Origin of the sequence: Thermobifida fusca NBRC 14071 = JCM 3263 (assembly GCF_001592045.1) — a bacterium.
Lineage (GTDB): Bacteria > Actinomycetota > Actinomycetes > Streptosporangiales > Streptosporangiaceae > Thermobifida > Thermobifida fusca.
Genome location: NZ_BCWB01000040.1, coordinates 1 through 20,033, shown reverse-complemented (window position 1 = coordinate 20,033; position 20,033 = coordinate 1). Strand labels below are relative to the sequence as shown.

The window sequence follows — 20,033 nt, the reverse complement described above, 5'->3', positions numbered from 1 at the left end:
GGATCTCGGCGGCTGTGGCGTCCGTTCCCTTGTCGCGGCCGCCACCGGACGCATACCGAGGGTGTGCGCGGGGCGGCAGCTGGTGCTGCGGGGAGCCAGCTGTCCGATACGTTGACCGGCCGCCTTTCGCGCGTTTGAGGGCGGTGGGGCGGGGGCGGTCCGCTCGCCCTCGATGCCGCGGTCGACCACGCATCCACCTTCGTCGTCCCCGCACCTACCAGCGGGCCGCAGCGGAGAGGACCGGGGTAGACGTGCGTTTTCGCGCGTGCCCTGCCTGCTGGTTCAGCAGTGCACGCATCCGGGCGGCAGGGTGGTTTAGGGGTGGGGCCGCAGCATCCACGTGATCGTGGCCGTGCCGGTGGTGGAGCCGTTCTCGGCGCGCAGCGCCACGTCCACGGGGAATTCGGGTTGGCCCCCGGCTTCCAGTTCTGTGAGGGCTGTGCGCCACTCCTCTCCCAGCACGGCTTCAGCGACCACGGGGCCGGAGAACGGCTGGCGGTGGTCGACGCGGGCGTCCAAGGACACGGGGAGCGCGAGTTTGAGCCGGTCGCCAAGGGCGTTGAACACGGCTGCCCCCGACGTGGTCTCTGCGAGGACGATCAGCGCTCCAGCGTGCTGGTTTTGAGTGTGGTCGTAATGGTCAGGGTTGTCAGGGAGCCGCATCACCGCCCGCTCCTCTGCCAACTCCACGAACTCCACGCCGAGGATGCGGGCGAGCGGCATGGCCGCCATGATGGACGACTTAGCGAAATCAGCCTCACTGATGACCATGCCCGCAGATATTACTGATCAGTAAAAATCCTGGGTACCCCAATTAGTCCCGAATCGTCGCATTTGCCAGAACCAGCGAGCCGCCCAACCGACCGACAGGAGAATCCCGTGACCGAGCAGCTCTCCCCCATGCCCGAAGACTGGCAGCGCGCCCTCGCCGTCGTCGCCCACCCCGACGACCTGGAATACGGGGCTGCCGCAGCGATCGCCGCCTGGACTGACGCAGGCAAAGAGGTGAGCTACCTGCTGGCCACCCGCGGTGAGGCGGGCATCGACGGCATCCACCCGAGCAAGGCGGCCCCGCTGCGGGAACGGGAGCAGATCGCCAGCGCTGCCGTTGTCGGCGTCACCACCGTAGAGTTCCTCGACTACCGCGACGGGGTGATCGAATACGGTCTCCCCCTGCGCCGGAATATCGCCGCGGCGATCCGGCGGCACCGCCCCGAACTCGTCATCACCCTCAACCACCGCGACACCTTCCACGGCGGCTTCTGGAACACCCCTGACCACAAGGCGGTAGGCCGGGCCACGCTCGACGCTGCCACAGACGCGGGCAACCGGTGGATCTTCCCGGAACTCGTCGACCAGGGACTGGAGCCGTGGAACGGGGTGCGCTGGGTTGCCGTGGCGGCCTCGCCCCAGCCCACGCACGCAGTGGACGCCACCCCGGGCTACGAGCGCGCTGTCCGCTCCCTGCTGGAGCACCGCGCCTACATCGAAGGGCTCACCGACGAAGACCCGGAAACCTATGTGCGGTCCTTCCTGGACGAGACCTTGTCCGCCAACGCCCCGCGGTTCGGCGGCCGACTTGCGGTCACCTTCGAACTGTTCCCCCGCTAAGACCTGCACGGCTGCGCTACCGGGGGCGCGGCGGCCCGGCAAGGAACCCCGCTGGGGTGGCGCATCCGCTCATCACGTGGCGCCTAGGTGGGCTACCATCACTGCAAGGGCATATGCCCGCAAGGAGGGTTCGCATAGCGGCCGAGTGCGACGCTCTTGAAAAGCGTTAGGTCGGTAGCCCCGGCCTCGTGGGTTCAAATCCCACACCCTCCGCGCAAACCGTTGGCCCCCTCCACGCCGTTGTGGAGGGGGCCAACGTGTGCCGTGACGCCGACGAGGTGAAACCACGGGGAGGTCGCCGACGTCACGCCTGGCAGCGGCTAGCCGAGCCGCTGACGCAGCGCCTCATACTCGTCCCACAGCTCCTTGGGCAGGCGGTCCCCGAAGGAGTTGAAGAAGTCGGGGACCAGGTCGGCTTCCTGACGCCAGACCTCGCGGTCCACCGACAGCAGCAGCTCCAAGTCCTCCTGGGAGATGTCCAGGCCCTCGGTGTCGAGCGCCTCAGGCGTGGGCACCCGGCCGATCGGGGTGTCCTGGGCTGCTGCCTTGCCTTCGAGCCGTTCGATGATCCACTTGATCACGCGGCTGTTCTCGCCGAAGCCCGGCCAGATGAACTTGCCCTCGTCGTTCTTCCGGAACCAGTTCACGTAGTAGATCCGGGGCAGTTTGTCCGGGTCGGTCTGGCGGCCGATCTTCAGCCAGTGGCCGAAGTAGTCGCCCATGTTGTAGCCGCAGAACGGCAGCATCGCGAACGGGTCGCGGCGCAGTTCACCGACCTTGCCTTCAGCGGCGGCAGTGCGCTCGGAGGCCACGTTCGCGCCCAGGTAGACGCCGTGCTGCCAGTTGAACGCCTCGACGACGAGCGGCACCGCGGTGGCGCGGCGGCCGCCGAACAGGATCACTGAGATCGGCACCCCGTTGGGGTCTTCCCATTCGGGGGCGATCGTGGGCGCCTGCGAAGCGGGGGTGGTGAACCGGGCGTTGGGGTGCGCGGCGGGCTCGCCGGAGTCGGGGGTCCAGTCGCGGCCCCGCCAGTCGGTCAGGTGTGCGGGAGGCTCGTCGGTGAGGCCCTCCCACCACACGTCCCCGTCGTCGGTCAACGCCACGTTGGTGAAGATGCTGTTGCCCCACAGCGCCTTGACCGCGTTGGCGTTGGTGGACTCGCCGGTGCCGGGGGCGACCCCGAAGAAGCCGTACTCCGGGTTGATGGCGTAGAGGCGGCCGTCTTCCCCGAACCGCATCCACGCGATGTCGTCGCCGATCGTCTCCACCTTCCACCCGGGGATGGTCGGTTGGAGCATGGCGAGGTTGGTCTTCCCGCAGGCGCTGGGGAACGCCGCGGCAATGTAGCGGGGTTCGCCCGACGGCGGGGTGACTTTGATGATGAGCATGTGCTCGGCCAGCCAGCCTTCGTCGCGTGCCATCACCGAGGCGATGCGCAGCGCGTAGCACTTCTTGCCGAGCAGCGCGTTGCCGCCGTAGCCGGAGCCGTAGGACCAGATCTCCCGGGTCTCAGGGAAGTGCGTGATGTACTTGGTGGAGTTGCACGGCCACGGCACGTCCTTCTGGCCGGGCTCCAGGGGGGCGCCCACGGAGTGGACCGCTTTGACGAAGGTGCCGCGCTCCTCGATGAGGCGCAGTGCGGGCGCGCCCATCCGGGTCATGATGCGCATCGACACCACGACATAGGGGGAATCGGTGATCTCCACGCCGAGCTGGGAGATCTTGCCGCCGAGCGGTCCCATGCAGAAGGGCACCACGTACATGGTGCGGCCGCGCATGCATCCGGTGAAGATCTCCTTGAGGGTGGCGCGCATTTCGGCGGGGTCCACCCAGTTGTTGGTGGGCCCGGCGTCCTCTTGGCGCTCTGAGCAGATGAAGGTGCGGTCCTCGACTCGGGCGACGTCGCTGGGGTCGGAGCGGCAGTAGAAGCTGTTCGGGCGGAGCTCTTCGTTGAGCCGGATCAGGGTTCCCTGTTCGACGAGCTGGGAGGTGAGTCGCTCCCACTCGGCGTCCGAACCGTCACACCAGACCACTTCGTCCGGTTGTGTCAGTTCCGCGATCTCGCGTACCCAGTCGACTAGTTCCTGATGGCTAGTCGGAGCCACGTTATTTCCGTGGACCGCAGTAGTCACGATTCCTCCTCCTCAGGGGTCGTTTCAAATGATGAACGATCACCCCCTATTACCACCAGTTGGCATAGACCTTGGACTAGACCTTTGCCACGCTTATGGACTAGACCATTTGAGGGTTGTGCAATGTGTTCTCTACCCGCTGCAGAGTTTCTCTTGCACGGGTTTTATTTCAGCAGCTGCCCACGTCACAGGGGATGAACACGGAATACTGCGGGGTAGGTCACGGTGTTGTGATAGCGGAAGGAGTTCCCTTGGAGCCGGTTTTTCAGAAAGCGCGGAAGGGAATTCCATGAGGGCGCATCCGAGACAGTTTGAAAAAGAGCATAGATGCCCGGTTCGAATCGGGCTCACCGGGGTAAGTCAAAAACTCTCGGCAGTCATTCCGGTGTTTTCCGTGGCGGTTTCCCGGCGCGAGTGGAGGGCTGAGATACGCGCGGGCGGCCGGGGTCGCGCCCCGGCCGCCACGGGCTGACACGGTGGTCATGGTCGGATCAGCATCCGGATACGCGCTCCCAGTAGCCGGGAGAGGTTTCCTGGACGGACGTGATGACGTAGATGTTCCACAGGCCGAGCAGGTCGTTGCCGCCCACGCTGTAAGCGTAGCCGTAGCTGACGTAGGCGCGGCCTTCAGCCACGTGCTGGTAGTTGTTCGCCGTCACGCACTCCCCCGCGGGCGGAGTGGTCGGGGACGGACTGGGCGACGGGGACGGAGAAGGGGACGGGGACGGCTGCGGATCGCCGTCGAGTTCCCAGAACTGGATCGTGTGGTAGGTGGAGCAGATCGTGTCGAGGAAGTAGGCGCCGGCGGTGCCGCACTGGTCCGTGCCGGACCCCGGGTCCACGGGAGTGCCGTGCCCCATGCCGGAGACCAGGTAGCGGGCGACCACGTCGCGTCCGGAACTGTCCTGGTAGTACTCGACGGTGGTGTTCGCTCCGAGGTTGGCGGTCCGCGCGGGGGTTTGCCCGATACCCCACACGTTGGTCCACTGGTCGCGGGAGGACTGCGCATTCTTGGGGGTCACGACCGCGTCCGCGGTGCCGTGCCAGATGGCGACGCGCGGCCACGGTCCCTGCCAGCCCGGGTTCTTAGCGCGCACGAGGTCGCCCCACTGCTTGGGGGTGAGGTTGCGGCCGGAGAACATGCACGTGGTCGCGTCCAGCAGGCTGCTGGCGCAGCCGGTGGGGATTCCGGCGACGATGCTTCCCCCGGCGAACACGTCCGGGTAGGCCGCGAGCATCTCGGAGGCCATGGCGCCGCCCGCGGACAGGCCGGAGATGTAGACGCGCTCCTCATCCAGGCTGTAGGTGCGCACCGCGTAGTCGACCATGGAGCGGATGGACTGTGCTTCACCGGAGCCGCGCGCCGTGTCGGACTTCTGGAACCAGTTGAAGCACGAGGAGCTGTTGTTCGCTGATTTCTGCTCTGCGTAGACGAGGGCGAAGCCGAGGCTGTCGGCGTACTTGGCCCAGCCGGAGTGGGCGTGGTAGGTGGCGGCGTCCTGGGAGCATCCGTGGAGGAGGACGACGAGCGGGGCGTTGTCGGGGAGGGTGGCGGGCCGGTAGACGTACATGTTCAGGTTGCCCGGGTTGGAGCCGAACGCGGACACCTGGGTGAGGGTGGCGGCTTCCGCGCGGGGGGCGAGGGCAGTGGTGCCGAGAAGGGCGGCGCCCAGGCCGAGGACAGCGGTCAGCGCCACCCATACCCGGGCGGGTATGCGTCGGGTCAGGTGCAGCATGGTGCCTCCGTTGGAAAGACCCTGCGGGGGACACGGGTTCGGCCGAACACCAGTGCCCACACCCTACGAACAATGTGACCTAAATAACATGTGTCTGGTGTGGAGGTTGCGGCGACACGACCCGTGAAGACCCCACACAGCTCTCCCCCACATAGCCGAACGCCACATAGAACCGCCCAACCCTGTGGTGGCCGCCCATATCAGCGACGAACCTCACAAAACCTACATTGAGGCCCATGACACCGCATGACACTCGTCCCGACACGGCCGCACCCCCCACCTCCGCTGCGGCCGGGACCTCTGTTGACGTGGACCTCACCGGCCGGACCGCTCTCGTAACCGGCGCTGCCAGCGGCATCGGCCGCGCCTGCGCGACCCGCCTAGCCGCCGCCGGGGCCACCGTCCGCCTCGTCGACCTCAACCGGGAAGCCCTCGACGAACTCGCCCAGCGCGGAATAGGCGAACCCCACCACGTAGACCTCACCGACCTGGACGCGGTCGACACTGTGGCACGCGGCGTCGACATCGTCGTCAACAACGCTGGAGTGCAGACAGTCTGCCCCGTCCACGAATTCCCCCCGGAACGCTTCTCCATGATGGTGAAACTCATGCTGGAAGCCCCGTTCCGGATCGTGCGGGCCGCGCTGCCGCACATGTACGCGCGCAACTGGGGGCGGATCATCAACATCTCCTCCGTGCACGGGCTGCGGGCCTCCGCCTACAAGTCCGCCTACGTGGCCGCCAAACACGGTTTGGAAGGCTTCTCCAAAGTCGTCGCCCTCGAAGGCGCCCCGCACGGAGTCACCTCCAACTGCATCAACCCCGGCTACGTGCGCACCCCCCTCGTGGAACAGCAGATCGCCGACCAGGCGCGCGCCCACGGGATCCCCGCCAGCGACGTAGTGGAAACCGTGCTGCTGGCCCGCAGCCCCATCAAACGGCTCATCGAACCCGCCGAAGTCGCTGAAATGGTGGCCTACCTGTGCTGTCCCGAGGCGTCTTTCATCAACGGCGCCTCCCTGACCATTGATGGAGCATGGAGCGCGAGCTGAACAACACCCCGGTTCCCCCCGAAGACGACCCGTGGGCGGTAGACGCCCAGTCGGCCTTCCTGGAACTTTTGCTGCGCGACGCTCCCGCGGTCGAATACGAACGGCCGCTGCTGGAAGCCCGTGCCCGCGGGGACACCCCGGAAACCCTGGCCCGGTTGGAACGCGCCAAACTCCTGGCGCTACGGGTCCGCTCCGTCCTCCGCGACCTGCAGCGCCGCGAATCCGAACTCACGGCCCTGTTCGAAACCGCTAACGACCTGACCGGGATGCGCAGCCTCGACCAGATGCTGCGCGCCATCGTGGACCGGGCCCGCCACCTCCTCAACACCGACGTCGCCTATCTGACACTCAGCGACCCGGAACGCGGGGACACCTACATGCGGGTGACGTCCGGTTCCGTCTCAGCCCGCTTCCAGCAGCTACGCCTCGGCCACGGGGAAGGTCTGGGCGGCCTGGTCGCCCAGACCGCCCTCCCCTATGTCACCGCCAACTACTTCGCGGACACCCGGTTCCAGCACACCGAGCACATCGACGCGGGGGTGCGCGAAGAAGGCCTGGTCGCGATCCTCGGCGTGCCGCTCCAACTCAACGGCCGTGTCATCGGCGTCCTGTTCGCCGCCAACCGGCGGGAACGGCCGTTCTCCCACGCGGAAGTAGCCCTGTTGAGCTCGCTGGCCACGCACGCGGCGATCGCTATCGACAACGCCAACCTCATCGACGACACCCGGCGGGCGCTCGCCGAACTCAACACCGTCAACCAGCGGCTCCAAGAACACACCGAATCCGTGGAACGCGCCGCGGCAGCCCACGACCGGCTCACCGACCTCGTGCTGCGCGGCGGCGGGATCGAAGAAGTCGCGGCCGCAGTCGGCGACGTCCTCGGCGGCCAAGTGTGCATCCACGACCTCAACACGGCCGCCACTCCCCCGCCCTGCTGCGAGGACCCTGCCGTTGCCGAAGCCGTGCAGACCGCGCTGCACAGCGGCCGCACCGCCCGCGCCGGGGATGCGTGGGTGGCAGCGGCCGCAGCCGGCAGTGAACTGCTCGGCATGCTCGTCCTGCGCGGCATCGAACCCGACATCACCGGCCAGCGCATCCTGGAACGCGCCGCCGTCGTCACCGCGCTGCTGCTGCTCATCCGCCGTTCCGCAACCGAAGCGGAGCACCGGGTCCGCGGCGACCTGCTCGACGAACTCTTGGACACCCCGGACCGGGACCCCGAGTCGCTGCGGCAGCGCGCGGCCCGCCTCGGCGCGGACATCACCGTCCCCCACGTGGTTGCGGTCGCGGAATCCCCCGGTGCTGATGTGGGGCGGCTGCGCCTCGCCGCCATGCACATCGCTGAAACCACGGGCGGGCTCGCCGGGATCCGCGGCGGCCGGGTCGTGCTCGTCCTGCCCGGCACCGACCCCACCGCGGTGGGCCGCCGTATCGGCGCTGACCTGGGGGTCGCGGTCAACGGTCCGGTGACCGTGGGGGTGGCGGGGCCGGTCGAAGCCCTGCCCGGATTCCGGTCCTCGTTCACCGAGGCGCTGCGCTGCCTGCAAACCCTGCAGGCCCTGGGTCGCACCGGGGAAGTCGCCGCCCCCACCGACCTAGGGTTCCTCGGGCTGCTGCTCGGTGACGACCGGGACGTCGACGGGTTCGTCACCGCCACCCTGGGCCCGCTGCTGGACTACGACGCCCGCCGGAAGACCGCGCTCGTGGACACGCTGCGCGCCTATTTCGCGGCGGGCGGCAACCTGTCGCGCGCCAAAGACGCGCTGCACGTCCACGTCAACACGGTCTCCCAGCGGTTGGAGCGGATCTCCCAGCTCATCGGCGACGACTGGCAGGAGCCCAGCCGGGCCTTGGAGATCCAGCTAGCGCTCCGCCTCCATGGTCTGCTGGACCGCGGTGTGGATTTGGGCGGCAACCGTGGCCGCGGTTGACGAGAACAGCGGCGTGTAGTGGTTGTCGTCCGGCAGCTCCACCAACTGCACTCCGCTGCCGTCCAACGCGGCGAGCCGCTCCGCCGTGTACAGCCCGGGGGTTTCGTCCAAGAGTCCGCGCGCCGCCCACATCAGCCACGCCGGGCACGGCAGGGCACGGATCGCCCCCAGCACTTCCGGATCCTCCAATACTTGGGCGCCGTCGATCCGCACCGCGTCCGCCACACAACTGGACCGCATCTCCGGGGGGTCCCCCACCAGGTCGCGTTGCACATAGGTGTCGGCCCACGTGTTCCACCGGCCCGCGAACGCGGGATGCTTCTGCCAGAAAGAACGGTAAGTGTCCCGGTCGGCGAACGTCATCGACAGTCGAGCCATTGCCGGGCCGATCACCTGCTGGATGTCGGTTCCCGGCGGGGCAGGCAGCCCGAACCCGCCGTCGACGAGCACCACCCCTGCCACCCGGTCGGGATGGCGGACCGCAGCCAGGCAGGCCACGAACGCACCCATGGAATGCCCGACCAGCACCGTGCGGTCCACGCCCACCGCGTCCAACAAGGCCATCGTGTCGGCGACATGCGCCCCCAGCCCGTACGGGCCGGGCAAGTGGGCGCTGCGGGCCCGGCCCCGCAGGTCGGGGGCGAGCAGCGCCAGCGTGTCGGGAAGCTCGGCGGCGACCCGGGCGAACGAGTGCCCGTTAGCGGTGATGCCGTGCAAAGCCACGACGGGCAGCGCCTCAGCAGATCCCCACCGGGTGACGGTGAGGGCGCCACCCGCCACGTCCACGGTGAATTCAGTTCCGGTCACGACACGACTCCTCAAACGGTTACCGGGTGCGAGACGGCCGGTTCCGAACCGTACGCCCGCCAGGGAACGGCCCGGAACCGGCCCGCGGCCCCCGCTAGGTGAGGGAACTTGACGGTTGCACAGCAGGGGCCGGGCTTGGGACGGCTATGCCGCGGCGGCGCGGCGGCGCAGCGCCGCATGGATCCGGGAAGGCAGTGCGGCAAGCCCGCCGGGGAAGAAGAACACCAGCAGCACGAAAAGCGTGCCGAGGATGAACAGCGGCTGGCTCAGCGGGGCGCGCACCACCGCGGGCAGACCGTCGAACACGTCCGAGGCCGCCAACTGCAGCAGCCGGTGGTCGACGTAGGTGTAGACGACCGCGCCCACCAGGGGCCCCCAGCGGGTGCCCGCGCCGCCCAGCGACACCATCACCAGCAGGGTCAGCGTGAACTCGGCGGTGGTGATCGCCGGAGTGACCCCGCCGGACACGACCAGGTAGACCACCCCGCCCAGGGAGGCGAGCGCGCCCGCGACCGTGAACGCGGCCAGCTTGTACGGGTAAGGGTTGACGCCCAGCACCGAGACCCGCTGCTCGTTGGCGCGAATCCCCTGCCAGACCCGGCCCACCGGGGTGGCGCTCAGCCACCACACCACGCCCAGCGCCACCACCACGTAGCCGACAGCCAGCCAGTACAGGTTGACCGTGTTGACCACGCCGATGAACGCGTCCGGCACCAGGTCCGGGTTGAGCGACAGCCCTTCCTCGCCCCCGGTCATCCGCCCCGGGTCGCGGACCACCAGGATCGACCCGGCCTGCGCGAACGCCAAGGTCACCATGGCCAGGGCGATGCCGGAGACACGCAGCGAGATCGCGCCCAACACCAAGGCCAGCAGGGTGCCGGAAGCCACGGCGATCAGCGCCGACCACAGCAGCGGCAGCTCCAGAATCCCCATGAGCAGCACCGCCAGGTAGGCGCCGGCCGCAAAGTAGAGGGCGTGCCCGAACGACAGCAGCCCCACCCGCCCGTACAGCAGGTCGTAGCTGGTGGCGAGCCCGCCCAGGACAAGGCAGGTGGCGAGCACGTGCAGCGTGGACGGGCTGTTCAAAGTGCCTTCGAACAGGCCGGGAATCCGCAGCGTGGAAAACGGCAGGGACAGCAGCACCACCGCGACCACGGCCGGGGCCACCCACGCGGGAACCCGCCGGGGGCGGCGCACCGCCTCGGCGACCGGTGCGGCGGGGGCGGCAGGGGCCTCGGTTGTGTGCTTGGTGTCGGTGTCGACGTTCATGCCACCCTCCCGGCGGTTGCTTTGGCGAGCCCGCCCTGCCGTGTCAACAGCACTGCGGCGAGCACGATCACCACGGCGATGTCGCCGAGCCCGGCGACGGTGTAGTAGTTGGCGAACTGCTGGACCATGCCGACCGCGACCGACGCGACCGCGCAGCCCACCGTGGACGTGGTACCGCCGATCACGACCACGATGAACGCGAAGACCAGCAGGGACGTGCCTTGGAACGGGGTGATCACCCCGAAGTAGAGGCCGCCGAGCGCGCCCGCGAGCGCGGCCGCGGCCCCGCCGATCGCGAACACCAAGGTGAAGGACTTGCGCACGTCGATACCAAGCGCGGTGACCATGGCCCGGTCCTCCACTCCGGCGCGCACGATCAGGCCGTAGCGGGTGCGGGTTCCGAACAGCAGCAGCCCGGCGAGGACCAGGGCAGCAACCGCGATCAGCAGGAACCGGTCGGTGGGAATGGCCGCGCCAAGCAGAGTCACCGTGCCGGAGACGAGCTCCGGGCGGGGGAACGGCAGCGGGTCCGCGCCCCAGATCGCTTGCACGAGAGCGGGGACCGCCAAGCTGAGTCCGACAGTGACGAGGATCTGCTCCCGGTGCCGCCCGTACAAGGGGCGGATCACCCCGAGTTCGACGAGGGTGGCAGCGAGCGTGCCCGCAGCAACCCCGAACGCTACAGCGACAAGGAAACCGACCCCGTCCCCGCCCGCGCCAGGCAGATAGACGCTGGCCCACCACGTGGCGTAGGCGCCGATGGTCAAAAACGCGCCGTGCGCGAAGTTCAGCACATCCATCAGGCCGAAGATGAGGGACAGGCCTGAAGCGATGAGGAAGTAGAGCGCGCCGAGCCCGAGCCCGGTCACGACGAGCAAGACAACGGTACTCATGCGGCTCCTCCCGGCTGGCCGTGTGCGGGAACGGAGGTTTTGGACACGCCGAGCAGTTCCCGGGTGCGTTCGGCGTCGTCCAGCAGGTCGAGCACGTTGCCGGTGTGCACGACCCGGCCGGCGTCCACGACCACGGCCTGCCCGGCCACCCGGCGCACCAGCGCCAAGTTCTGCTCGACAAGCAGCACCGGCACTTCTTCCGCGATCCGGGCGACCGCGTCCGCCACCTCCGCAACCACCCGCGGGGCAAGCCCTTTCGTGGGCTCGTCCACGATGAGCAGCCGGTTGTCGTTGAGCAGGACGCGGCCGATGGCGAGCATCTGCTGCTGGCCGCCGGACAGGGTGCCCGCGGGCTGGTTGGCGCGCCGCGCAAGCTCGGGGAAAAGGTCGTGCACGAGGTCGTAGCGGGGGGTGTGCCCGCGCCGCTCCGCCAGCCGCAGGTTCTCGGCCACGGTCAGCCCGGCGAACACGCCCCGGTCTTCCGGCACATAGCCGATACCCATCGCGGCGATCGCATGCGTGGGGTCGGCGGTGATGTCGCGGCCAGCGAACACGATCCGACCGGTGCGCGGCACCAGTCCGAGAATCGCTTTGACGGTCGTGGTCTTGCCGACCCCGTTACGGCCGAGCAGCGAAGTGACCCCGTGGTCAGCAACGGTGAACGACACCCCTTGCAGGATGTGGGAGCCCTCGATCCACACGTGCACATCGGCGACGTCCACCAGCGGCTCGGCGGCGGTCACAGCGCATCCCCAAGGTAGGCGGCTTGGACCCGCGAGTCCGCCATGGCGGTGTCCGGGTCGGCCAGGGCGAGGAGCGCGCCGTGGTGCATGACGGCCAGGCGGTCGGCCATATCGAGCAGCACCTCCATGTGGTGTTCGACCATGAGCACCGTGCAGCCTTGTTCGCGGTGCACGGTGCGGATGACGTCGACGAGTTCACCGATCTCCCCCGCGCTCACCCCGGCCATGGGTTCGTCGAGCAGGATGACGCGGGGTTCGCGGGCCAGCAGCAGCGCGAGTTCGAGCTTGCGTTTGTCGCCGTGGGACAGGTCTCCGGCGAGTGCGTCGGCCCGGTGGGAGAGCCGGACCAGGTCCAAAACCCGGCTGATCTCGGGCCCGGTCACGGGGGTGGCGCGCTGCCAGAAGCGGCGCGACTCCCCCAACCGGGCCTGGACCGCTAGACCGACGTTCGCGCCAACGGACAGGTCAGCGAAGACGCTGGAGGTCTGGAAGGTGCGGCCCAGGCCCAGGCGGGCCCTCCGGTGCGGCGGGAGCCGGGTGATGTCGGTCCCCAGCAGTTCCACGGTGCCGCGGGTGGGCCGGGTCAGTCCGGACACCAGGTTGAACAGCGAGGTTTTCCCGGCTCCGTTGGGGCCGATGACGGCGAGGAATTCACCGTCGGAGACGGTCATGGACACGCCGTCCACGATGACGGCGCCGCCAACCGACCAGCTCAGGTCGTTGAGGACCAGGACCGGGGCTGGTGGGGAGGGGGTGGGGGAGGTCATCACGTCACTCCGCGACTGGGGGTTCCACGTCGGCGGCAGGGATTTCCGCGATCAGTTCGGGGACAGCGTCTGCGCCGCTGCCGACCAACCGCACCTGGTACATGGGCTGGAGGAGCGCGTGGTCTTCCGCCCGGATGGTCAGGGTGCCTTTCACGCCTTCGAAGGTCCAGCCTTCCAGGGCTTTGATCCGCTCCTCGGTGGTGTCGCCTTCAGAGATGGCGTGCACGATCATCTGCGCGGCGGTGAACCCGTCGGGGGTGAACAGGTCTACTTCACCGCCGTTGTCTTCGACGAATTCGCGCATCATCTGCTCGGCTTCGGTCTGCGCGGCCCCGTCGAAGTAGTGGGAGAGGAAGGAGATCTTGCCTTCAGCTTCGCCGAACACCGGGTAGGACGCTTTGATGTCCAGTCCGGTGACGACCTCGGTGGCGTCGAGGACCCCCTGCTGGTTGAGGGCCTTCCACATGGCGGAGGCGGTCTCCCCCGCCCACGCCACGAACAACAGGTCAGGGTCGGCTTGGCGGACCTGTTCCGCGAACGGGGTCAGGTCGGTGGTGTCGGGCGGGGCGAGGACACTGTCCACGGTGGCGCCCTGGGCTTCGAGGACGGTGGTGACCGCGTCCACGTTGTCCTGGCCGAACGCGTTCTGCTGGGCGAAGACCATGACGTTCTTGCCTTCGGGGTCGTCCATGAAAGAACCCGCGGCGAGAATGTCCTGGTAGGTCTGGCGGCCGGAACGGAACGTGTAGTCGTTGATGCCGGTGATGGCGTCGGTGGCGGCCGGTCCAGAGATGAACAGCACCTTGTTCTGTTCGGCGAGCGGGGCGACTTGGACGGCCACGCCGGACGCGGTGGACCCGGCGATGATGTCGTAGCCTTCGCCGATGAGTTCCCGGGCCGCGGACACCGCCTTGGTGGGGTCGCCAGCGTCATCCCGGGTGGTGACTTCGATGGGCCGGCCGTCGACTTCCATGGTGCCGCCGGTGGCGTATTCGAGTCCGGCTTCGAAGCCCTGGTAGTACTGCTCGCCGTAGGTGGCGAGCGGCCCGCTCATGGAGTAGACGAGGCCGATTTTGATGGGGCCGTCAGCGTCGCCTGTGGCGGCGCTCTCCGGGCTGCCGCAGGCGGTGAGGACGAGAGCACCGGCGCAGAGCGCGGCTGCGAAAGGTGCGTAAGGGGGATAACGCATGGTCTCCTCCAGGTGTCCCCGCCACCCTGCGGGCGGCGGTGGGGACGGCAGGATCAGGGGTGTGCCACCGAAGGTAGAGAAGAAGTGATGTGATTCACATGTTGCTGTGGCACATATTGAACCGCGAATCGGTGTCTTCAACCCCTATCGGAGGAGCCGCACACGGCGCCGCACCCCGGAGGAAAAGCGGGCATACGCGCGGGCATGCTGATGCGCACCGACACGGTGTGTTGGTGCGCGACGCTGCTCCGTGTTCTTCCCTATTGCCTAAGGCACGCCAGCCCCGCGGCGGTCACCGCGGCCAGGCGAACGCCTCCCCCACGGTGGCGGCCAGTTCCAGGTAGGCGTCGTGGGTGCTCGGCTGCAGCCGGTCCAAGTAGATTTCGGCGCCCTCATCCAGGTGCGGATCCCACGGCACGCGCACTACGGCGCGGCATCGGGACGCGAAATGCTCCTCCAACCGCTGCAAGTCCACGTTGGACTTGCTGTTGCGGCGCACCATGGACATCACCACGACCGCGCCCCGCACCAGTGACCCGTAGTCGTGGGCGTCTAACCAGTCGAGTGTGGCGGACGCGCTGCGCGCTCCGTCCACCGACGGGGTGGAGACCACGATGATCTGGTCGGCCAGGCCAAGCACGCCCCGCATCGCCGAGTGCAGCAGCCCGGTGCCGCAGTCGGTGAGCGTGATCGAGTAGAAGTGCTCGACGATCCGGGCGACCTCACGGTAGTCGTATTCGCTGAGCGCTTCGGAGACGGCAGGATCCTGGTCTGAGGCGAGCACTTCCAGCCGGGACGGGGCCTGGGACGTGAACGCGCGGATGTCGGCGTACCGGGAGATCGTGTCCTTCTCGTTGAGCAGGTCCCGGATCGTGGTGGGAGTCTCCAAGTGGAGTTTGTCCGACAGGGTGCCCCGGTCCGGGTTGGCGTCAATGGCGAGTACGCGGTCGCCACGCAGGGACGCCAGCATGGATCCGAGGGCAGCGGTCGTCGTGGTCTTGCCGACCCCGCCTTTGAGGGAGAGCACCGCAACCCGGTGGTGGCCGCCCACCACATGGGTGCAGGCTCGGGCGATCATCTCCTGGCGGCGGCGTTCCGCCCGCGAGTTCCCCGGGTTGATGAGGCCGAAGGTGATCGACCGCACGGCCCGCCGCCACCCGGTGACCGCGCCGGGACGGTAGCCGCCGCTCCACTCCCGGCCCGGGGTGACCACGGGCGGGGCGAACGTCGCGGGACCGGTGGCGCTGTTCCCCTGCGACGGGGAGGACAACCACGGGGGTGTCTTCGCGGACGCGGGCCTGGAAGGCGTGGGCGACGCTGCCGTAGACCGCGGGGTCTCCGGGTCCGTGGTCCGCGGGTCGTGGACTGGTGGAGGCGGCGTGTCTTCCCGGCGCGGCGGGTGAGGGTCACGCCAGGCTGGGGCGGCAGGCGGGGGCGTCGTCGGGGCCGGGCCCGGCGGGGGAGTGGTCAATGCCCCGGAGAAGTCCAGCGGGGGAAGCGGTTCCGGCTCGGGAACGTCCTCGGGCGGGGGCGGCGGGGGAGCGGACCGCTGCTGGGCTTCTTCCAGCAACTGGCGGAGCTGCGGCCGGTTACGGCCGAAGCGCGACCGCACCGATTCGGCGGGCGAGTCATCCGCCTTCGGCGCCGAGGATTCCGGGGAGTGGGCTTCGCTGCCGGGGCCGCTCGCATCGGGCACGGCGGGGGACGGCGGTCCTGTTTCCGGTCCGCCCCGGGTGGCGTCGGCCCGGAACAAGTCCGGGGACGACACGGTAGGGAGCGGGTCCGGCGGCAGGTCAGGCGACAGGGCTGCCGGCGCAGGCCCGTCGAACTGCCGCGGTGGGGAAGGCTGCGGCTGGGCGAGCGGACCGGGCGGCGCCAGCCGGCCGGGACCGTGGCTGTCGCCGGAGGACTGGTCCGCGAACGGGGCAGGCTCGGGGGGAGATGAGGTGGTCGGAGCCGGTTCAGGGCTCAGTTTTTGGGCATAGGGTGGGGGAGGGGCAAGGTCCAAGTCGAAATCGTCGTCGCCGAACCACTCGTCGGCTCCCTCGTAGCGGTCCTCCCCTAGCTCGGTGTCGACCGCGGGATCCTCGTATCGCGAGCGCGGCGAACGAGCACCGAAGTGTTCGGAACCGTCGTGCTCTTCGTAGGACACCGCGCCACTCCTCAGGACATTCCGCAGACCGTACTGGGTATGCGTGGTATTTGGCTATTTCATAGTCGAAAGACGGTGCGCTCGGCGAGTCGCGCCGTCTCCGGGTTCGTCGGGCACTCGGTCATCAACGATAGAACTAGTGGTCATGAGATGAGAAGGGAGCGAAAGCCGCATCTCGGCATTGTTTGACGGGTCCGCCCCGCCCGCGACGGGGTGGGTAGCGTGGATTCCATGCGAGCAATAGTCGTCAGTGCCCCCGGCGGTCCGGAGAATCTGGTCTGGCAGGAGGCCCCCGACCCCCAGCCCGGGCCGGGAGAAGTCCTCGTCGAGGTTGCGGCAACAGCGGTCAACCGAGGCGACATCAGCCAGCGGGAAGGCAACTACCCGCCGCCTCCGGGCGCCCCGGAATACCTGGGGCTGGAATGCTCCGGCCGCATCATTGCGTTCGGCCCCGGCACTGAAGACTCTGGTTACCGGGTGGGCGACGAGGTGTGCGCGCTGCTGAGCGGCGGCGGTTACGCCGAGCGGGTAGCGGTTCCTGTCGGCCAGTTGCTGCCGGTCCCCAAAGGGGTCGGCCTGGTCGAGGCCGCAGCCCTGCCCGAGGTTGCCTGCACGGTGTGGGCCAACGTGTTCATGACCGCCCAGCTGCGTGAAGGCGAGGCTCTGCTGGTGCACGGCGGCGCCAGCGGGATCGGCACCTTCGCGATCCAGGCGGCCCGCGCGTTCGGCGCCCGCGTGCTGACCACCGCGGGAAGCGAAGCGAAACTTGCCCGCTGCCGGGAGCTCGGTGCGGATGTGGCGATCAACTACCGTTCCGAGGACTTTGCTGCGCGGGTGCGGGAAGAGACCGGCGGCCGCGGCGTCGACGTGGTGCTCGACATCATGGGCGGCAGCTACCTGGAGGCTAATCTCCGTTCACTTGCGGTGGGCGGACGGCTGGTCGTCATCGGTTTGATGGGCGGGCGCAGAGCAGAGCTCGACTTGGGGCGGATGCTGATCAAACGGCTGTCTGTGCACGCCGCGACGCTGCGGTCGCGCCCATTGGAGGAGAAGGCCGCGATCGTCGCGCAGGTAACAGAGCGGGTATGGCCGCTGGTCGAGAGAGGGGAGATCCGGCCGGTCGTGGACCGGGTACTGCCACTCAGCCAGGCCGCCGAAGCGCACCGTGTCCTGGAAGCCAGCGAGCATGTCGGAAAGATTCTGCTTGTTACCAATTAATAACACTCACCGCGAAATCGGCGTAGTGTCTCCAACGTCAACAGCCGCAAGGTGGGAGATGCGATGAACAACGGACCCAGTCAGGAAGAGCAGCCCCAGGTGCTGATTCTGGGGCCGAGCGGCCCGGCCGCCGTGCCCCCTGCGCCCTCGAATGAGGAGGAGAAGGAGGAGTCGGAGGGGCGTCCGGTCACCGAGATGGTGGAGCAGCCTGCCAAGGTCATGCGGATCGGCAGCATGATCCGGCAGCTGCTGGAGGAGGTCAAGGCCGCCCCCTTGGACGAGGCGAGCCGGGTCAGGTTGAAGGAGATCCACGCCAGCTCGATCAAGGAGCTGGAGGACGGGCTCGCTCCGGAACTGGTGGAGGAGCTGGAGCGGCTGTCTTTGCCGTTCACCGACGAGGAGACGCCGAGCGAGGCCGAGTTGCGGATCGCTCAGGCTCAGCTCGTGGGCTGGTTGGAGGGTCTCTTCCACGGTATTCAGACGACACTGTTCGCCCAGCAGATGGCGGCGCGCGCCCAGTTGGAGAACATGCGCCGGGCGCTGCCTTCTGCGCTGCAGCAGCAGGGGGAGGGCGAGCACGCCCAGCAGGGTCGGGTGCAGGGCAGCTCGGGACCGTACCTGTAGGTCGGCGCATACCTGGGGCTGGGCCGCGGCCCGCTGCCATGGATCAGTGAGACGGCTCGGGGGCGGAGGGTGTCATCCCGCCTTCCCGAGCCGTGTTGTGTGTCGGGGACTGCGGAGTCGGCGGGCGGGACCGTGTGTCTTTTTTTCGGGGCTGCGACGGGGTCCCGGGCCGAGGAACACCTTCCCCAGTTTCTGTCAGTCCGATTCAGGATTTAGGACTCGTCCGCTATCCGATCCGGCGCGTTCACCACTGATCGTTTAGGGGGCTTTGCACGCAAAGCCCGAATTTTTTTGTTCAAGACGGTGGGAATATGCGCGAATCCCCTGCGAAGGGGGATGGTTCATTTTTAGAATTTCACTGCTCCTATCACCGGAGTCGAGCACCATTGCCGTAAATCGGCAGCGGTGTCCCCGACACAAGAGGAGAGGTGAGGTGGATGGCGGATTTCTTCCATCGAAAGGCCGCGCATCTCGCCGTTTCTCCCGATGGCACGCCGGGCAAGGAGGGGGGTATCCCGGCAGCCGGGCTTATCGGGGACTCGTGTGGCACGGATTCCGGTGACGAGGAAAGGGTGGCGAATACCGCAGGGGAAGCCTCCAGCCAGGGTTTTCTACTCGGGGGCTACTGCGGTGCGCTGGCCTTACGTGGGGGTTCACCACCGTGGCCGCTCAGCCAGCAGGCAAGCGGGGGAGCCGTGGCTGGCGGCCTCGGGGTGGCAGCGGGGTCCCCCACACTGCGGGCTGCCCGGGGCCATGGGGATGTGGTCGCTGTCCCAGGTAGGCCGCGGCGCAGGACAGGGAGGGCGCACTCGGCTGCGCTCTCCCTGCAGCCCACGACAGGGGGTTTCGCAGGCATGACGGCCCTTGACGCGGGCGTGGTTGCTGAGCACGGAAGCATCCCGGTAAGTCGCTGCTGACGGCTTAAAGTCCGAGATTCCTGACCTGTCTCCCGGGGGGAAGATAAGGGGGGAGAAGGCCACGGGCGGGACCGCTTACTGCGGTCCCGCCCGTGGCCTTTGTGCTGACCACCACCGAGAAAATGAAAGATGTTTTCGTTTTCTCAGAATTCTTTTCGCGTTAGCACCTGCCACTCCCTCACGAAAATGAAGATTCACCGCCATCTGTTCAGAATTGTTTTCCTAGGATGACCGGATGATGGATTCGTTCTAGGGAAGGCCTTGGCCTCAGCGGAATTCTCCTCCTGAGCGCCCAGAGGGAATCCCGGCTCCGCCGAGAGTGGATTGCAGGGGCCCAAGAGATGATAGGACACATCAGACCTCTGTCTGATATGGCAGAATTTGCCCCTTATGTCCTGCACAGTAATTCAATGTCGGCAGACGTGGTAATGTCCGAAGTTCCGAAAACCATCACAGAAAACCGCATCCTCACCATTAAGTGAAATTTGTCATTGTCGCTGGTGAGGAAGGAGCAGCCACGGCGATCCACCCGACACCCCACCAGGACGGGAGGTGCGCGAGGTCGAGTGGAGGCAGCGTGGCCGCACGCCACGAGCGGACTTCCAGCACAAATGACGAAAGAGACGGAACCGGTGGACGATCTGACCGCGCACCCCGACGGAGCATCCCCCGCCTCGATCCCCCCGCCCACCTCCCCGGACACCGCGCCACGCCACACTCCCACGTCCACGGCGCTGATCCGCTACCTCCCCGTAGTCCGCAAGGGAGCACTGCTGGGCTTCCTGTGGGCAACAGAAACCGACGACGCCGTCGGATTCCTCGCACTGGATACCGCCGAAGAACCCGCAGCACGCTTCTGGGCCGACCGGATCGCGCACAGCGAGCGTGAAGGACTCCGCCCGCTGCAGATCCTGCGCCGGTGGGGCGGAACAGCTGAAGACCCTGTCGGCGGGACGGTGCCCGCAGCAGCACGGGAACGGGTCGCAGTC

16 protein-coding genes and 1 tRNA gene are annotated in these 20,033 nt (G+C 67.9%); 7 read left to right on the top strand and 10 right to left on the bottom strand.

Going from position 1 to position 20,033, the window contains the following annotated elements; translation table 11 throughout:
* Positions 1–315 precede the first annotated feature (315 nt).
* Positions 316–771 (bottom strand): PaaI family thioesterase, encoded by a 456-nt coding sequence (locus TF1_RS09845; protein WP_011290532.1) that lies wholly within the window; start codon positions 769–771, stop codon positions 316–318.
* Positions 772–879: 108 nt separating this feature from the next.
* Between TF1_RS09845 and TF1_RS09840 the strand changes: the two genes are divergently transcribed.
* Entirely contained in the window at positions 880–1,611 is a 732-nt protein-coding gene (locus tag TF1_RS09840) for a PIG-L deacetylase family protein (RefSeq protein ID WP_011290531.1), read from the top strand.
* A gap of 123 nt (positions 1,612–1,734) precedes the next feature.
* Positions 1,735–1,824, top strand: a tRNA-Ser gene (locus TF1_RS09835).
* Between the two features lie 107 nt (positions 1,825–1,931).
* Here the strand turns inward: TF1_RS09835 and TF1_RS09830 are convergent.
* Entirely contained in the window at positions 1,932–3,719 is a 1,788-nt protein-coding gene (locus TF1_RS09830; RefSeq protein WP_016187995.1) for a phosphoenolpyruvate carboxykinase (GTP), read from the bottom strand.
* Positions 3,720–4,237: 518 nt separating this feature from the next.
* Positions 4,238–5,482, bottom strand: a complete 1,245-nt coding sequence (locus tag TF1_RS09825) for an extracellular catalytic domain type 1 short-chain-length polyhydroxyalkanoate depolymerase (protein WP_011290529.1) — start codon at positions 5,480–5,482, stop codon at positions 4,238–4,240.
* A 236-nt stretch (positions 5,483–5,718) separates the two neighbouring features.
* Here TF1_RS09825 and TF1_RS09820 point away from each other — a divergent pair, with 236 nt between their 5' ends.
* On the top strand, positions 5,719–6,534 hold the full coding sequence (locus TF1_RS09820) for a 3-hydroxybutyrate dehydrogenase (RefSeq protein WP_011290528.1): 816 nt from the start codon (positions 5,719–5,721) through the stop codon (positions 6,532–6,534).
* The gene (locus tag TF1_RS09815; protein WP_061783834.1) at positions 6,519–8,465 is read left to right on the top strand and encodes a helix-turn-helix domain-containing protein; all 1,947 of its coding nucleotides are present in this window, start codon (positions 6,519–6,521) and stop codon (positions 8,463–8,465) included. The genes TF1_RS09820 and TF1_RS09815 overlap by 16 nt, the downstream gene beginning before the upstream one ends.
* On the opposite strand, the gene TF1_RS09810 is transcribed toward TF1_RS09815, so the two are convergent.
* The 7 genes from TF1_RS09810 to TF1_RS09780 form a co-directional block, all read right to left on the bottom strand.
* Positions 8,397–9,272, bottom strand: coding sequence for an alpha/beta fold hydrolase (locus tag TF1_RS09810; RefSeq protein WP_011290526.1), 876 nt, complete (start codon positions 9,270–9,272; stop codon positions 8,397–8,399). The two genes, TF1_RS09815 and TF1_RS09810, sit on opposite strands and share 69 nt — an antisense overlap.
* A gap of 144 nt (positions 9,273–9,416) precedes the next feature.
* Positions 9,417–10,541: a branched-chain amino acid ABC transporter permease gene (locus TF1_RS09805; RefSeq protein WP_011290525.1), complete on the bottom strand. Its 1,125-nt coding sequence runs from the start codon at positions 10,539–10,541 to the stop codon at positions 9,417–9,419.
* On the bottom strand, positions 10,538–11,434 hold the full coding sequence (locus TF1_RS09800; protein WP_011290524.1) for a branched-chain amino acid ABC transporter permease: 897 nt from the start codon (positions 11,432–11,434) through the stop codon (positions 10,538–10,540). Before TF1_RS09800 ends, TF1_RS09805 begins: the two co-directional genes overlap by 4 nt.
* Complete coding sequence (locus tag TF1_RS09795; RefSeq protein ID WP_011290523.1) at positions 11,431–12,177, bottom strand: ABC transporter ATP-binding protein; 747 nt, start codon at positions 12,175–12,177, stop codon at positions 11,431–11,433. Before TF1_RS09795 ends, TF1_RS09800 begins: the two co-directional genes overlap by 4 nt.
* Positions 12,174–12,944, bottom strand: a complete 771-nt coding sequence (locus tag TF1_RS09790; RefSeq protein ID WP_016187991.1) for an ABC transporter ATP-binding protein — start codon at positions 12,942–12,944, stop codon at positions 12,174–12,176. The genes TF1_RS09795 and TF1_RS09790 overlap by 4 nt, the downstream gene beginning before the upstream one ends.
* A 4-nt stretch (positions 12,945–12,948) precedes the next feature.
* A complete protein-coding gene (locus tag TF1_RS09785; RefSeq protein WP_061783833.1) occupies positions 12,949–14,133 on the bottom strand; it encodes a substrate-binding domain-containing protein in 1,185 nt (394 codons plus the stop codon).
* A 292-nt stretch (positions 14,134–14,425) separates the two neighbouring features.
* Complete coding sequence (locus TF1_RS09780) at positions 14,426–16,285, bottom strand: MinD/ParA family ATP-binding protein (RefSeq protein ID WP_061783832.1); 1,860 nt, start codon at positions 16,283–16,285, stop codon at positions 14,426–14,428.
* 231 nt (positions 16,286–16,516) lie between these two features.
* Between TF1_RS09780 and TF1_RS09775 the strand changes: the two genes are divergently transcribed.
* The 3 genes from TF1_RS09775 to TF1_RS09765 all read left to right on the top strand — a co-directional run.
* On the top strand, positions 16,517–17,503 hold the full coding sequence (locus tag TF1_RS09775) for an NAD(P)H-quinone oxidoreductase (RefSeq protein ID WP_061783831.1): 987 nt from the start codon (positions 16,517–16,519) through the stop codon (positions 17,501–17,503).
* A 63-nt stretch (positions 17,504–17,566) separates the two neighbouring features.
* Complete coding sequence (locus TF1_RS09770; RefSeq protein ID WP_011290518.1) at positions 17,567–18,127, top strand: bacterial proteasome activator family protein; 561 nt, start codon at positions 17,567–17,569, stop codon at positions 18,125–18,127.
* A 1,528-nt stretch (positions 18,128–19,655) separates the two neighbouring features.
* Positions 19,656–20,033 (top strand): hypothetical protein (locus TF1_RS09765; RefSeq protein ID WP_061783830.1); only part of this gene is annotated, 378 nt, incomplete at its 3' end.